The organism is Vibrio agarivorans, from assembly GCF_030409635.1.
GTDB lineage: Bacteria > Pseudomonadota > Gammaproteobacteria > Enterobacterales > Vibrionaceae > Vibrio > Vibrio agarivorans.
On sequence record NZ_JAUFQF010000001.1, the window covers coordinates 522,310 to 536,992 of the forward strand.

Here is a 14,683-nt window from a genome sequence, read left to right on the forward strand (position 1 = left end):
GAGAATCATGAAACCTGTCAAAACGTTATGTTGCACAATAATGCTCGGGAGTACGCTCGCGTCTGGTGTAGCGTCAGCGTTAACGTTAGAAGAATCCGTGGCCTTTGCCATAGACTACAGTCCCGAAGTCTTAGGGCAATACGCTCGTTATCAGTCGGTCATTCGTCAACAAGACTCGATTCGGGGTAACTATTTACCTCAAGTCAATCTTTACGGTGCAATTGGTCAAGAGCAGATATGGACATCAAGTGACGTTGATATTGATGATAATGGAACACGTAGTGAGATTGGTTTGAAAGTCTCGCAGCTCATTTTCGATGGTTTTGCTACTACGTCAGATATTGATCGTTTGGGCTACGAGGCAGAGTCAGAGCGCCTTACATTAATTTCCCGATCCGAAAACGTGGCATTGGATGTCGCTCGTATCTACCTAGAGTTGCTAAAAGCTCAAACGGTACTGGAACTCACTGACAGAAATGTACGCGAGCACGAAGAAATTTATGCGGATATTGAAGACAAAGTGGCCAAAGGTTTAAGTAGCCAATCTGATTTAGCTCAAGTGGCGGCACGTGTTGCAACGAGTAAGACGTCCTATATATCTGCTTTGAACAATCTATCTGATTTACAAGCGCAATATCGTACACTTGTCGGTCGCAACGTCAGTGGGCTGACCTCTCCCAAATTTGACCAAGGTCTAATTCCAAGCTCTCTTGCAGTAGCACAAAAGCAGGCTGTAGAGAACCATCCAGAAATTCGAGCTGCTATTGTTGATATGGATGCGGCTCGCAAAGAGATGAAACGAGAAAAGGGGGGCTATTACCCTGAGGTTCGTCTTGAAGGATATGCCAACCGTAATGACAATGTCGGGGGTGAGCTTAATGGTTTAGACGAAGATGCTCGTATCATGCTTGTCGTTGACTATGACTTATTTAATGGGTTTTCTACTAATGCCAACGTCGAAGCTTCTGCATGGCGAGCTGAAGAAGCAAGAGCTATACGTCTAAGAGCCGATAGAGAAGTACGTGAAGGCACTGAACTCGCTTGGAATGCCTATAGTATGCTCGACCAACAACTCGATCTGTTAAAACAAAATGTCGATGCAGCGAAAATTGCTGAAGTCGGTTATTTGCAGCAATTCAATGTAGGACGCAGAAGTCTTCTTGATGTTTTAGATTCTAAAGTCGAGGTGTTTCTCGCACGGCAAAACTATGTGAACACGCTCTATGATCACTCCTTTGCTGCGTATCGATTACTAAATGCGATGGGGATACTGACTTACGCACTTCGTGTCGAGCATCCTCAAGAGTGGCAAGAGGAGGCGAAATAATGAGACTGATTGTTTTAGCTTTACTTGCAGGTGTGATGTTAGTGGGTTGCGCTCAAGAGCCAGATATCACCATGACACGTCACCAAATTGATGATCTGCGTGACGATGACGGAGATGGCGTGATTAATCAACGCGACCTTTGTTCAAATACGCCAAGTGGCACTATTGTCGATAATAAGGGATGTACTCAGTGGCAAACCGTCAATGAGCGTAAGGTGATTACCGTTAACTTTGATATGGCGCGCCATGATATTCGTGACGATCAAATCGCTGCACTTGACGCTATCTATGAGTACCTATTTGAACATGATAATGCCAATGTCGTTTTAGTCGGGGACACAAGTCCAGAAGGAACAGAAGAGTATAACCACCAACTTGCGCAAAAGCGCTCGAATGCCATTCGCCAGCAGCTTGAGGCACGAGGTATTGATGACGCACGAATTTCAGAGCAAGAGTATTATCAAATCACCACGATTACCGAACAAATGGATGAGCGCAATCGTAGAACGATTGCGGTTATTGAGCACCCAACAACGGAGCATCAAATAGCGTGGGATATCTTCACAAGCGAACGTATTATAGAGGGGGCGCGAAATGATTAAGATTAATAACCGCAATATTCTTATATCGTCCCTGCTTGCTGTATGTTTTAGTGTTCAAGCCAATAGTTCGGAGACTGTCATTGTTGAGCCAGAGCTGGTGCCTTTGCTTACTAAAGCGATAGAACAGTATCAGTATGATGTTGTGATTGAGCCAGAAAATGATGTTCAGCAGGCGATGCTTGCAGGACAAGCGCGGATAGCCATCAGTTCACGAAAATGGACAGATGAGGAAGTCGGTAGATTCTACGAAAAGTATGCCCAAAACCCTGTGATGCTCTATTTTACTGCCGACGTTGCGGCGATATTGGTTAATCCTGATAACCCAGTCAAGGCTGTTGCAATGTCAGACCTTAGAACCATCTTTGGCTGTCATGAAAATGAGCAATTTATTCGGTGGCAGGGTAGAACGGAGGTCGGAGACTACGTGCAACCTTTTACTGTAGAAGGTGAATTGGCAAGTCATAAAAACTTCACCAAGTTGGTAGAGTGCCAGCCGGGTACATACTCGACAACCCATTACCTTGCAGATCGTGAAGCGCTTGACGATAAATTGGATGATGAACCTAACGCTCTCGCCTATACTGTTCAAGTTGATCCTGACCGAGCGGAACATGCACTCGAAATTATCACAGATGAAGGAGAGAGCTACTCCATCGATAAAGAGACGATCTTGTCTGGACGATACCCATTGTCCAACGTCTATTACCTGTATTTAACGCCAAAATCAGCACAAATCGACAATGACAAACCAGTGCTTCCATTCGTTGAATTGGTGACGCAGGAGCAAGATAGCGATTTGTTTCAAGGGAGTGGTTTTATGAGCTTGCCGGCGACAGCTATTGTGCGTAATCGTGTTGAACTGAAGCTTCAAACCCCTATTGTAGAAGGGGGGTATAAATAACTGATAGACCATAGTCTTCTGATACAAAGAGCCATAGTGTATTCTTCTCTTTCGAGTCTATGCGTTATGGCTCTTTATAATTTCATGTTATCAACAAAATAATTATCAATAATTATATTATTGGTACTGAAAGGCGTATCTTGTTCCCATCAAAGAATAAAACACGTTTGATTTACCGATAACAATCGGGTTTTCACGACTGTTAGTGTTTATCAAAATGGTGTTTTTACAACTGTTAGTGTTTTTCACAACATATAGGTGATACGCATGTCTCAATCTCTATTCCAGTCAGTCAAACTTGGTCAATTAACGCTAAACAACCGTATTGTCATGCCTCCGATGACGCGTTCGCGTGCTTCTCAGCCGGGTAATGTGGCCAATGAAATGATGGCTACGTACTACGCACAGCGTGCAAGTGCGGGTTTGATCGTGGCAGAAGGTACGCAAATCTCACCAATGGGTCAGGGCTATGCTTGGACTCCGGGTATCTATTCACCAGAGCAAATCGCTGGCTGGAAGAAAGTGACAGATGCAGTACACGCTGAAAATGGCGTTATTTTCGCTCAGCTATGGCATGTCGGCCGTGTGACGCATCCAGATAACATTGGTGGTGAACAGCCAATTTCGTCATCAGCCCTTAAAGCTGAAAATGTGAAAGTATTTATCGACAATGGATCGGATGAACCAGGTTTTGTTGATGTCGTAGAACCGCGTGAGATGACGAAGGAAGACATCAAATCTGTGATTCAAGAGTATCATCAGGCAGCATTGAATGCGGTAGCGGCAGGTTTTGACGGCATCGAATTGCACGCAGCCAATGGATATTTAATTAACCAGTTTATCGATTCAGAATCAAACAATCGTACTGATGAATACGGTGCTAGCTTAGAAAACCGTCTACGTTTCCTTGATGAAGTTGTGGCGGCACTGGTTGATGCCATTGGTGCAGACAAAGTGGGTGTGCGTCTAGCGCCACTGACAACACTAAACGGTACCGTTGACGCGAATCCATTTGAAACTTATCCAGCAGCAGCAAAAGTGTTAGATAAACACAACATTGCTTACATGCACATTGCGGAAGTTGATTGGGATGATGCGCCAGAAACACCAGTATCATTTAAGCGTGATATGCGCGAATCATTTAAAAATGTGCTCATTTGGGCAGGTAAATACGACGCAGACAAAGCTGAACAAGCAATTAATGATGGTCTTGCAGACATGGTCGGTTTTGGCCGTCCATTTGTTGCAAACCCTGACTTACCGGCACGTATTGAAAATGGTTACCCACTAGCGCCGCACGATCCAAACACTCTGTTTGGTGGTGGTGAAGCGGGGCTAACGGATTACCCTGTCTACGCTAAGTAATAGCAACAATAAATGTTAACAAGCCGCTCTTTTTTGAGCGGCTTGTTTCTTTCCAATTGAGTTGATTGATAGATGTCACACATTGGTTAAAAGTTGGTTAAATTGCGACCAAGGTCTAGTATACCCGCATTGAGCGTATGGGATTATAGGAGGGTAATAATCATAAGAAGGAAAGTCGCATGCATAGGAATGATCTCTTCCCGCTCCCTACCAGCACAAGAGAGTGGTTCTTACATCGTAATAGCTTAATTGTACTTGCTGATATAGCCCTATTTTTAACCCTCTATTACACCTTGCCATTTGAGCAAAATGTCGTACTCGGACTTAGTATTCTGGCATTTATAGCTATCCTTTGGCTAACCGAAGCACTTCACGTTACGGTCACCGCTATCTTAGTGCCTGTACTCGCTGTCGTTATGGGGGTATTTGATACTCAGACGGCCCTCAACAACTTCTCAAATTCGATCATATTTCTGTTCTTAGGCGGGTTTGCCCTCGCAGCCGCCATGCACCGACAAGGGCTGGATAAAGTCATCGCCGATAAAGTTCTCATTATGGCTAAGGGCAAGATGAGTGTGGCAGTATTCATGCTTTTTGGAGTCACGGCCGGACTTTCAATGTGGATCAGCAATACAGCGACAGCAGCGATGATGCTCCCACTGGTTTTGGGTATCTTGAGTAAAGTTGATGCTGACAAAGAACGAAAAACGTATGTATTTGTACTTTTAGGCGTTGCATATAGCGCGAGTATTGGTGGTATTGCGACGCTGGTGGGTAGCCCACCGAACGCCATTGCCGCCGCAGAGGTAGGTTTAACATTCAGTGATTGGATGGCATTTGGCCTACCTACTGCACTTATTTTATTGCCTATCTCGTTACTTGTTCTCTATTTTACAATGCGACCGAAGTTGCAAGGTAACTTCGAACTTAACTATGAGCCCGTTGAGTGGGACAAAGGTAAAGTAGTGACTCTTGCTATCTTTGCTTTAACAGTCTTTTTCTGGATTTTCAGTAAACCGATCAATTCTATGTTAGGCGGTATTTCTAAGTTCGATACTATCGTCGCTCTCGCCGCTATCATCGCCGTCAACTTTGCGCGAGTAGTGCACTGGAAAGACATTGAAAAAACCGCCGATTGGGGCGTTTTAATCCTATTCGGTGGCGGTATTTGTTTAAGTAACGTATTGAAAGCAACAGGTACAAGTGTATTTCTCGCGAATGAGTTAAGTGAACTTATTGCGCATTTTGGTGTGTTCTTTATTGTTGCGGTTATCGCTGTGTTTGTTGTGTTCTTAACCGAGTTTGCGAGTAACACAGCAAGTGCGGCATTGCTTATTCCAGTCTTCGCGACCGTTGCTGAAGCTTTTGGTATCTCTCCCGTAATCCTCTCAGTATTGATTGCCGTTGCGGCATCTTGTGCCTTTATGTTGCCAGTAGCCACTCCACCAAATGCGATAGTATTTGGTTCAGGCTATATCAAACAAGGTGACATGATGCGTGTCGGTATCATTTTGAACCTGATGTGTATTGCCGCACTGACAGTTATCGTCATGATGTTCTGGTTGTAACGGTGAGTGATAAAAGTAGATTACTTTAAACAGTAAACAAAGATAAACGCCCTTGTTGCCGCTCGGCACAAGGGCGTTTGTGTATTCTGAGTAAGGTGTTAGGGCTGGGCTTTAAAGCCTCGGGTAATGTTGGTTAATGTGATGCACGCAAACACAATAATGACGATCGCTAATTGCCATGTAAACTGCAGACCTAATTGCGTCAAACCCATACTGACGACCGCAGAAGCAACCATTTGACCACCACCCGCCATAGCTGCTGCGGCACCCGCTTGCTTTTTATACGGCTGCAATAGCATCGTTTGAGCACATGGAAGGGCGATACCGTTACCCAGTATCATAAACAGTTGGCCTATCATCACATACAGTGGCTCAAGTGGGCAGAAGATTAACCAGATAGCGGCACATAAGTGCAATACTGGCGACCAATAAAGCATTTTTTGCGTGCCAATCTGAGGGCGAAGTCGATTGCATAAGCTTGTACCTAATAACATGCCAATAGCGGGAATCAATGCCCAGAGTGCGTATTCATCAGAGTCCATGCCAATCTGATTTTGCATAATAAACGGCATCACAGAAATCGTGGTAATCATTAGGCTGAAGTTTAGCCACGTGATCATTGCAAAGCTGACAAAGTATTTTGATTTCAGCAGAGTTTGATACTGAAGTAGCATTGCCTTAGGAGAGGGAACTTTGGAGCGTTGCGTGCGTGTTTCGTCGAAAAAGCCTAACAGTAATAGCCAAGCAATAAAGACGTAACCAAATAAAGAAACAAACACCATCATCCAGCCAAAATGGTGGTTAATAAAACCACCAATAACGGGCGCAAACAGTGGAGTAATTGACGCTGCCATTGCGATATAGCCCAGAGCTTTTGCGAGTTGATCGCCACTGTGGCTATCACGAATCGTCGCACGGGCTAGAACGGCACAGCAACCCGTACCAATCCCCTGCAGTAAACGGCCAAGCACTAACGCTTCAAACGAATGATGGAACAAAATAATACTTAATAATCCGGCAAGCGCGACGGTTAGTCCAAAAAGCAGCACTTTTTTGCGTCCAAGTGCATCGGAGACTGGACCATAGATAAACTGAGAGGGGCCAAATCCGAGCAAATAGACACTTACTAGCAGTTGAGCTTGATCGAGTGATACCGAAAAATCTTTGGCTATCCAAGGCAATGATGGGAAAACAAGTCCCATAGAGAGTTGACCGATACTGATAATGAGAACTGCAAGAGCTAATACGCGAGTATGAATTTGGCCGGGCATGATCGTGACTTTTAATGAGCAATTGTCTTAGGATACCATTATTAATCGCAGGGATGTATCAGCGATTATTCATTTGAATCATAACGATACAAAAAACTCCCTTAGCATTCTATTTATGCCTTCTGCGTAAGGGAGTTCAGTAACTTTAGGCTTTCACGGGATCAGAGCCAATGGTGAGATCTTTAACCCAGATAAATTGGCGATAGCGGTAATAGCACAGAGAGAGTTTCACAACCTCTTCGCACAGCATTGCAATATAGACCCAATGAAAAGGCAATCCGATCAAAAACGCGGCAATGGCAGTAAACGGTAAACCTACTACCCACATGGCGATGAAATCCATTCTTAAACAAAAGCTGTTTTCGCCACCAGCGCGTAAGATGCCGTTAATGATCATCAAGTTACTCATTCTTAGCCATAGCCCCCAACACACCACCACAATTGCCGGAGCAGAAAGGGGAAGGTATTGCTCACTATCAAGGCTGAGCCAACGGAGTATGTCACCTCTGAATACAAACATTAGCGTGCTAATAAAGAGCCCAGTCACTATGTTGAACTTCAAAAATGTCTTGGCAATCTGCTTTGCACCTTCAAAATCTCGCTGCCCGAGAGACTGCCCAATTATAACTGAACAAGCGACAGATAAACCGAAGAACACTGAATAACACAGAGACTCAAAAGGCCCAAACATACTGAATACCGCAAGTTCAGTCGTGCCCATATGACCAAATATTATCTGGTACACAAGCGTGCCAGCCCCCCATAAGACGGCGTTGCTGACGCCTGGAATTGCTAACTTAATAAATGAACGCTCAACCGCTTCGTCACGCTGTTCAGTGTTAAGCTTTTTGAGCCAGTGATTACGTTTGCTTAGGTAGATCACAAACACTGCAATTTGAAACACGCGTGCGATCGTAGTGGCCAATGCAGCCCCCGCAACGCCCATTGCGGGAAAGCCAAAGTTCCCCTGAATCAAGCAGTAGTTAAGCGCGATGTTAACAGCAATCGTAACCGCTGCGACGTTGAGTGGCGTCACTGCATTGCCAGTCGAACGCATGCTTGACTCAAACATGATAATGACATGAGTGAGCAGTAACACAGGAGCGGCGTACAGCAGGTAGTCTTTACCCAGAGCGATAACATTCATATCAGGTGTTTGTAGACGCATTATCCATTCAGCAAACACAACGATAGCAATTGAAATCGGTATCAACAAAACAATACCGGCTTTAATGGCAAAACGTGTTATTTTCCGGCATCGACTAATATCGGATTTTCCCCAATATTGAGCGATAAGAATACCGTTAGCCATCCCTAATCCTGCCATCACCATGATCGCGACAAAGTGCCATTTTGATGCGATTCCCACCGAGGCGGTGGCTGCTTCACCAAAGCTGCTTACCATTAAGACATCAGCGAGAGACAGTATGGCTACCAGTGCACTTTGAACAGCAACGGGTATACCGAGCTTAAGTGTGCGGCTGATTAAAGAACGAGACTGTGAAGTTATAGAAAGACTTTTCATCATGGACCACCTCCTGTCTAATGGATTGGTCGCTACTCTATAGCCATTGCCAAGGAACTAAAATGTTTAAACAAGGATTAAACCTGTGCGAATCTGTCATTGGTCAAAATGAAGTCGATCGACAGTGGCAAGATGGTGTATTTTTAAGTCCGGCATGTCACGAACGTTTTTTGGTCGATAGTGATATTCCCGAAATGCGGGAGTTTGGTTTCCATATGGCGGGTATGGCGGAACTGAAAGAGGAGTACTGGGTAGAGCGCACGACGCCGGAAACTCATACTGTTTTGATCACGATTGAAGGACAGGGGCAGCTCGCGACAGAGCAGGGTATTGAAAGCATTGTGCCTCACAGTATGACGGTTCTCCCTGCAAATAGGCCGTTTAGATTTGAGCTCGCGCCACTGGCTTCGACTTGGAAAATGATCTGGATTTTATGTAAAGACATTGATTCGTGGCAGGGTTGGCATGAGCGAGCTAAAAGAGTGACGAACTTTGAAGAAGCAGAACGAACATGGTCAACGGTGCAACTACTTCATGCTGAAATTGGTGGTCGAAAAACATTTCGACGCTTTCTTTTGTCGGAGCTGACACGGGTATTAACCCGAGTTGAGCCAAGTGATTATGATACGCCAACACGGGTGATGGCTGTATATAACGTTATTGAGTCACAATTGCACCTTGATTGGCGGGTTTCTCAAGTAGCACGCCGCTGCTTTTTAAGTGAAGAACAATTGAATAGGGTGACATTGTCACTTTATGGGGCGAATCCACGCTCGTATCTAGTCAAGTTACGTATGACGAGGGCTGCAGCATTGCTAGACCATACCGATTGGTCAATTAAAATGATCAGTTCACGTTTGGGTTATCAAGACCCAAACAACTTTTCTCATCGATTCAAAAAGTATCACGGTGTGTCACCGAAACATTATCGTGCAAATAAAAAGGAAAAAGGATCACTTTGATAATAGAAACTTTGAGCTTTGATTAAAATTAAAAAATAACAGTGAAAATAGGCGGTTAAAATTCGCACTATATGCATCCGTATCCTATATGTGTAAAGGCATAATGCTCTAACAAAGGACATAGAGGTGCGTATGATAACGAAATATGGCGTTAAACGCCGGTTGGCTGTTCTCACCGCAGTAATGATTGGCGCGTCCGCTGCTGCTCATGCTGCTGATAAACCCAACATTCTCGTCATTTGGGGTGACGATATCGGGCAATCCAACTTAAGTGCTTACACTTTTGGCTTAATGGGTTACCAGACTCCAAATATCGATAGTATCGCTAAAGAAGGTATGATGTTTACCGATTATTACGGCGAGCAATCATGTACTGCCGGCCGCTCAACTTTCATCACAGGTCAAAGTGTACTTCGTACAGGGTTGAGTAAAGTAGGGCTACCTGGGGCAGAGCTTGGTTTACAAGTCGAAGATGCCACCATTGCTAGTTTGCTAAAACCGATGGGTTACATGACAGGTCAGTTCGGCAAAAACCACTTGGGTGATAAAGACGAACACCTACCTACAAACCATGGTTTTGACGAATTTTTTGGCAACTTATATCACTTGAATGCTGAAGAAGAGCCTGAAAACGTTGACTATCCGAAAGATCCTGAATTCCGCAAAAAGTTTGGCCCACGCGGTGTCATCCGCTCCTTCTCTGACGGTAAGATTGAAGATACAGGCCCTCTAACTCGTAAACGCATGGAAACGGTTGATGAGGAAACCCTCGATGCTGCTTTAGACTTTATGGACCGTGCAGTCAAAGCCGAAAAACCATTCTTCGTTTGGTGGAATGCGACTCGTATGCACTTCCGAACTCACGTCAAAGATGAAAACCTCGGTAAAACGGGGATCAGCTACTATGCCGATGCGATGGTGGAACACGACAGCCATGTCGGGGAGTTACTGAAAAAAGTTGATGATCTCGGTATCAAAGACAACACCATTGTTTTCTATTCAACGGATAATGGGCCACACATGAACACATGGCCTGACGCTGGCTTAACCCCATTCCGTGGAGAGAAAAACACCAACTGGGAAGGTGCCTACCGCGTTCCGGCGATGGTTCGTTGGCCAGGAAAAATTGAAGCCGGTTCGATTTCCAATGAAATCATGCACCACATGGATTGGTTACCGACTTTCGTAGCCGCAGCTGGCGAGGCAGATATCAAGCAGAAACTGCTTGATGGACATACTGCCGGAGACCGTTCTTATAAAAACCACCTAGACGGCTACAACTTCTTGCCGTATTTAACTGGTGAAGCTGAGGAAGCACCTCGTGAAGAGATCTTCTATTTCTCTGACGATGGTGACTTAACCGCATTACGCTACAATAAGTGGAAGATTGTGTTTATGGAGCAGCGTGCACAAGGAACACTGCGTATATGGGCAGAACCCTTCACACCGCTTCGTGTTCCAAAAATCTTTAACTTGCGTATGGATCCGTATGAGGTCGCAGACGTGACTTCCAATACTTATTACGATTGGATGATAGATCGAGCTTACATGCTAGTTCCTGCACAGGCGTATGTAGGGCAGTTCTTAGAAACATTTAAAGACTACCCACCGCGCCAAAAAGCCGCGAGTTTCAGTTTGGACGACGTAATGATCAAACTGCAAGAACCGCAGAATAAGTAATCCTAATAAACGACAAGGTTAAGCATTGTATTTCAAGGGGCTCATTGAGCCCCTTTTTGCTGCTCAATCAATCAGATTGTGATGTAACACACTATAAATCCAGCTAAATAGTGGTGAAAAAAACGGCTTTTACTACAGTTAGTTAATAGAGATTGACCCAGATTAGTTGTACAAGGATAAGTATGCTTAGGGCACTATCGTTCATAGGATTGAACGCGGTATTTATGTTCGCGGTTTTAGCCTCTACAGACACAGCTGCTCAACAATTTGTTGGGTCGGAGACGTGTATTGATTGCCATCAAGCAGAAGTAGAAGCATGGCAGGAATCTCATCATGATATGGCAATGCGACATGCTGATAGTGAATCAGTGTTAGGTGATTTCAACAACGTCAAAGTACAACATAACGGTGGATCTAACCGCTTTTTTCAGAAAAATAACGAGTACTGGGTAAATATCCAGGGGCCTGATGGTGAGTACACAGACTATCAGATCAGTTACACCTTTGGTTTTGAGCCGCTACAGCAGTATATGGTCTATTTTCCTGATGGGCGTATTCAATTAATACCGTTCGCATGGGATAGTCGCAGTCAACAAGAAGGTGGCCAGCGCTGGTTTCACCTTTATCCTGAGCAAGATATTTACGATGAGTTCTATTGGACCAACAGTGGACAAAACTGGAACTTTATGTGCGCCGATTGCCATTCCACTAATCTAAAAAAGAACTATGACCTGGCCAGTAACACTTATAACACGACGTGGAGTGAGATTAATGTTTCTTGCGAGGCGTGCCATGGCCCAGCAGCCCAGCATCTAGAGTGGGCAGGGCAGAAACAACAATCGACTTTACAACATTTTGGCTTTGATCGTGACTTATCACAAGCGGTTAAAGAATGGGTCTACAAGGAAGGTCACTCAACGCTACAACCACAAGAGATTGTCCCTACCGATCAAGTGAATACGTGTGCGCAGTGCCATAGCCGTCGTACTCAACTTAGTGAGGAGTATGATCATGTGAAGGGCAGTATTTTTGACCGTTACCGATTGAGCTTAGTTTCTGATGAGCTTTACCACTACGATGGCCAAATATATGACGAGAACTATGTCTATGGCTCCTTTTTACAATCGGCAATGGCGACGAAAGGGGTGACATGTACTAACTGTCACGACCCACACACCGCCAAACTCAAAATTCCTCAGGAAGCCGTCTGTTTACAGTGTCATGTGGCGACCGAGTATCAAACGCCTAAGCATACGCTGCACGAGCTCAATACAGAGGCGTCGCAATGTACGACCTGCCATATGCCTGAGACAACCTATATGCAAGTTGACCCAAGGCGTGATCATGGCTGGCATATCCCAAGACCGGATCTGAGTCAGCATATTGATACTCCGAATGTGTGTATGGATTGTCATGCAAGCGAAGGTAAAGACAACCTATGGGCAATAGAACAGTTGAATAGACATTTCCCGCAATCGTCATACCTTAATCAGCAACATTTTTCTGTCGCGTTTTACGCTGATGCTATTGGGCATAGAGGCGCTGAAGATGCGCTCTCATTGACGTCGCAAAACCATACCATAGCGCCAATTATTCGAGCATCGAGCCTTGAAAGAATGGCCGGCAACACAGGTACTAACACCACACTCGCGCTTGCAAGAGCGATAAAAAGTAATCAAGAGATGTTGCGCTTAGGCGCAGTCGCTGGGAGTTCAGGATACCAGTGGCAGGATCGTTGGAAAATGCTTGAGCCACTTCTCAATGATCCTGTTTTAGCGGTTCGCTCGGAAGCTGCAGCCGCATTGGTTACTTATTGGACTCAACTGTCAGCGTCACAAAAAGAACAGCTCAAACCGGCGTTAGATGATTACATTATGATCCAAGAGTTTAATGCCGACCGAGGTTTTGGCCGCACGAATTTGGGTAATGTCTATGCGGCGATGGGGCAATACGAGCAAGCGATAGAGTTGTATCAAGGCTCAATGCTAGTAGAGCCCTATTTCGAAAATGCTTATGTCAACCTCGCAGATTTATACCGGCAAATGAATAAAGAGACCCTAGTGGTTGAAACACTGACACAAGGTATTGACGCTCAACCAAACTCTCATGCAATACGATATAGCCTTGGTTTGAGTTATTTAAGACAGCGTGATTCTGCAAAAGCGGCGCAGCAGATTGGGCTTGCGGCTTATATGGCGAGGACCAACCCACAATATTGGTACATTTACGGCTTATTAATGGAAGCGGAGGACATACAAGCATCGCAATCTGCACTGCAGACGAGCTATGAGTTAAACCAAAACCCAGAGACGCTGTATGCACGGTGTGAAGTATTAGCACGAAACTATTCTGATGAACTGGCAAATTACTATCAAGATTGCCTATCTGAGATGCGAAAAATAGCGCCAATAGAAGTCATTGAGCAACTTGAAAGCGTAAGACTAACGGCAGCCAAATAATAATTGTTGTTGTCGCGTCGCGAAAGGACACAAAGATGAATGAGAACCAAACTGCGTTAAATCAACTCATTAAACAAACGGAAGAGACAGTTATTGGTCAAAGTCATGTGATCAAAGCATTGGTCATCGGTTTGCTGACCAATGGCCATGTTCTTTTAGAGGGGCTGCCCGGTACGGCCAAAACGCGGTCGGTAAAGTCTCTCGCCATGTTGCTCAATGCGCCCTTTGGTCGAATTCAGTTCACACCCGACTTATTGCCTTCTGATGTGACGGGAACCGATGTTTACCAAGAAATTGACGGCAAGCCGCAACTCCATTTTCAACCAGGCCCTATCTTCAACAGTATTGTATTGGCTGATGAGGTCAATCGTGCGCCGGCTAAAGTTCAGGCTGCATTGCTAGAAGCAATGGCTGAAGGAACAATTACAGTGGGCAAACAAACCCATGTCTTGCCAGATATTTTTATGGTTCTCGCGACACAAAACCCGATCGAACAAGAGGGCACATACCCACTTCCTGAGGCGCAGATGGACCGATTTATCATGAAGGTGACAGTTGACTATCCCGAAGACGAAGCGGAAAAAGAGATCATTCGCTTGGTAAGAATGGAAGAGCTTGGGGCTAGTGTCGATGAAACGCAAATGGCAAACGAACACATTGCCACTGAACGGATCCTTCAGGCAAGGAGAGAACTCCCCGCAGTTGAAGTATCTTCGATGGTGGAAAACTACATCGTAAAACTGGTGATGGCGACACGCCAGCCTGATCGCTATAGCGATGTACCGTTGTCCCAATGGATAAATATTGGTGCAAGCCCTAGAGCTTCGATTGCACTAGATAAATGTGCACGAGCAAATGCTTGGCTTGCAGGTCGAGAATATGTTGAGATTGATGACGTGCGCGAAGTTGTTCCTTATGTGTTAGGTCATCGTTTCAGTCTGAGCTACGACGCACTAGCAGACGGTGTTGATCATCAACAAGTGATTGATACGCTGCTCAATGTTGTTGAAATCGGCTAGGGCG

General features: G+C 45.0%; 11 protein-coding genes. 9 read left to right on the forward strand and 2 right to left on the reverse strand.

What is annotated here, in order from left to right; all coding sequences use genetic code 11:
* The first annotated feature begins 7 nt into the window (after positions 1 to 7).
* The 5 genes from QWZ05_RS02175 to QWZ05_RS02195 all read left to right on the forward strand — a co-directional run bounded on the left by QWZ05_RS02175 (position 8) and on the right by QWZ05_RS02195 (position 5,763).
* Positions 8 to 1,327: a TolC family outer membrane protein gene (locus QWZ05_RS02175; RefSeq protein WP_373875517.1), complete on the forward strand. Its 1,320-nt coding sequence runs from the start codon at positions 8 to 10 to the stop codon at positions 1,325 to 1,327.
* A complete protein-coding gene (locus QWZ05_RS02180) occupies positions 1,327 to 1,929 on the forward strand; it encodes an OmpA family protein (RefSeq protein ID WP_290296250.1) in 603 nt (200 codons plus the stop codon). Before QWZ05_RS02175 ends, QWZ05_RS02180 begins: the two co-directional genes overlap by 1 nt.
* Positions 1,922 to 2,830 carry a PstS family phosphate ABC transporter substrate-binding protein gene (locus QWZ05_RS02185; RefSeq protein ID WP_264875523.1) on the forward strand — a complete coding sequence of 303 codons (909 nt, stop codon included), beginning with the start codon at positions 1,922 to 1,924 and terminating at the stop codon, positions 2,828 to 2,830. Before QWZ05_RS02180 ends, QWZ05_RS02185 begins: the two co-directional genes overlap by 8 nt.
* Positions 2,831 to 3,097: 267 nt before the next feature.
* Positions 3,098 to 4,195 carry an alkene reductase gene (locus QWZ05_RS02190; RefSeq protein WP_290296253.1) on the forward strand — a complete coding sequence of 366 codons (1,098 nt, stop codon included), beginning with the start codon at positions 3,098 to 3,100 and terminating at the stop codon, positions 4,193 to 4,195.
* A 179-nt stretch (positions 4,196 to 4,374) separates the two neighbouring features.
* A complete protein-coding gene (locus QWZ05_RS02195) occupies positions 4,375 to 5,763 on the forward strand; it encodes an SLC13 family permease (RefSeq protein WP_264875521.1) in 1,389 nt (462 codons plus the stop codon).
* A 98-nt stretch (positions 5,764 to 5,861) separates the two neighbouring features.
* On the opposite strand, the gene QWZ05_RS02200 is transcribed toward QWZ05_RS02195, so the two are convergent.
* Both QWZ05_RS02200 and QWZ05_RS02205 read right to left on the reverse strand, forming a co-directional pair.
* The gene (locus QWZ05_RS02200) at positions 5,862 to 7,034 is read right to left on the reverse strand and encodes a multidrug effflux MFS transporter (protein WP_290296256.1); all 1,173 of its coding nucleotides are present in this window, start codon (positions 7,032 to 7,034) and stop codon (positions 5,862 to 5,864) included.
* A gap of 145 nt (positions 7,035 to 7,179) precedes the next feature.
* Positions 7,180 to 8,562 carry an MATE family efflux transporter gene (locus tag QWZ05_RS02205; RefSeq protein ID WP_290296258.1) on the reverse strand — a complete coding sequence of 461 codons (1,383 nt, stop codon included), beginning with the start codon at positions 8,560 to 8,562 and terminating at the stop codon, positions 7,180 to 7,182.
* 59 nt (positions 8,563 to 8,621) lie between these two features.
* Here QWZ05_RS02205 and QWZ05_RS02210 point away from each other — a divergent pair, with 59 nt between their 5' ends.
* The 4 genes from QWZ05_RS02210 to QWZ05_RS02225 all read left to right on the forward strand — a co-directional run bounded on the left by QWZ05_RS02210 (position 8,622) and on the right by QWZ05_RS02225 (position 14,679).
* Positions 8,622 to 9,521 (forward strand): AraC family transcriptional regulator, encoded by a 900-nt coding sequence (locus QWZ05_RS02210; protein ID WP_290296259.1) that lies wholly within the window; start codon positions 8,622 to 8,624, stop codon positions 9,519 to 9,521.
* Between the two features lie 132 nt (positions 9,522 to 9,653).
* Positions 9,654 to 11,201 (forward strand): arylsulfatase, encoded by a 1,548-nt coding sequence (locus QWZ05_RS02215; protein WP_290296261.1) that lies wholly within the window; start codon positions 9,654 to 9,656, stop codon positions 11,199 to 11,201.
* 224 nt (positions 11,202 to 11,425) lie between these two features.
* Positions 11,426 to 13,660, forward strand: coding sequence for a multiheme c-type cytochrome (locus QWZ05_RS02220; protein WP_290296264.1), 2,235 nt, complete (start codon positions 11,426 to 11,428; stop codon positions 13,658 to 13,660).
* Between the two features lie 35 nt (positions 13,661 to 13,695).
* On the forward strand, positions 13,696 to 14,679 hold the full coding sequence (locus QWZ05_RS02225) for an AAA family ATPase (protein ID WP_264875516.1): 984 nt from the start codon (positions 13,696 to 13,698) through the stop codon (positions 14,677 to 14,679).
* Positions 14,680 to 14,683: the final 4 nt, after the last annotated feature.

What these genes read in the sequence shown, in the direction of transcription:
- QWZ05_RS02185 (WP_264875523.1), top strand. Translation starts at nt 1,922, where the DNA reads ATGATTAAGATTAATAACCGCAATATTCTTATATCGTCCCTGCTTGCT.
- QWZ05_RS02205 (WP_290296258.1), bottom strand. Translation starts at nt 8,562, where the DNA reads ATGATGAAAAGTCTTTCTATAACTTCACAGTCTCGTTCTTTAATCAGC.
- QWZ05_RS02210 (WP_290296259.1), top strand. Translation starts at nt 8,622, where the DNA reads ATGTTTAAACAAGGATTAAACCTGTGCGAATCTGTCATTGGTCAAAAT.
- QWZ05_RS02175 (WP_373875517.1), top strand. Translation starts at nt 8, where the DNA reads ATGAAACCTGTCAAAACGTTATGTTGCACAATAATGCTCGGGAGTACG.
- QWZ05_RS02215 (WP_290296261.1), top strand. Translation starts at nt 9,654, where the DNA reads ATGATAACGAAATATGGCGTTAAACGCCGGTTGGCTGTTCTCACCGCA.
- QWZ05_RS02225 (WP_264875516.1), top strand. Translation starts at nt 13,696, where the DNA reads ATGAATGAGAACCAAACTGCGTTAAATCAACTCATTAAACAAACGGAA.
- QWZ05_RS02220 (WP_290296264.1), top strand. Translation starts at nt 11,426, where the DNA reads ATGTTCGCGGTTTTAGCCTCTACAGACACAGCTGCTCAACAATTTGTT.
- QWZ05_RS02190 (WP_290296253.1), top strand. Translation starts at nt 3,098, where the DNA reads ATGTCTCAATCTCTATTCCAGTCAGTCAAACTTGGTCAATTAACGCTA.
- QWZ05_RS02200 (WP_290296256.1), bottom strand. Translation starts at nt 7,034, where the DNA reads ATGCCCGGCCAAATTCATACTCGCGTATTAGCTCTTGCAGTTCTCATT.
- QWZ05_RS02180 (WP_290296250.1), top strand. Translation starts at nt 1,327, where the DNA reads ATGAGACTGATTGTTTTAGCTTTACTTGCAGGTGTGATGTTAGTGGGT.
- QWZ05_RS02195 (WP_264875521.1), top strand. Translation starts at nt 4,375, where the DNA reads ATGCATAGGAATGATCTCTTCCCGCTCCCTACCAGCACAAGAGAGTGG.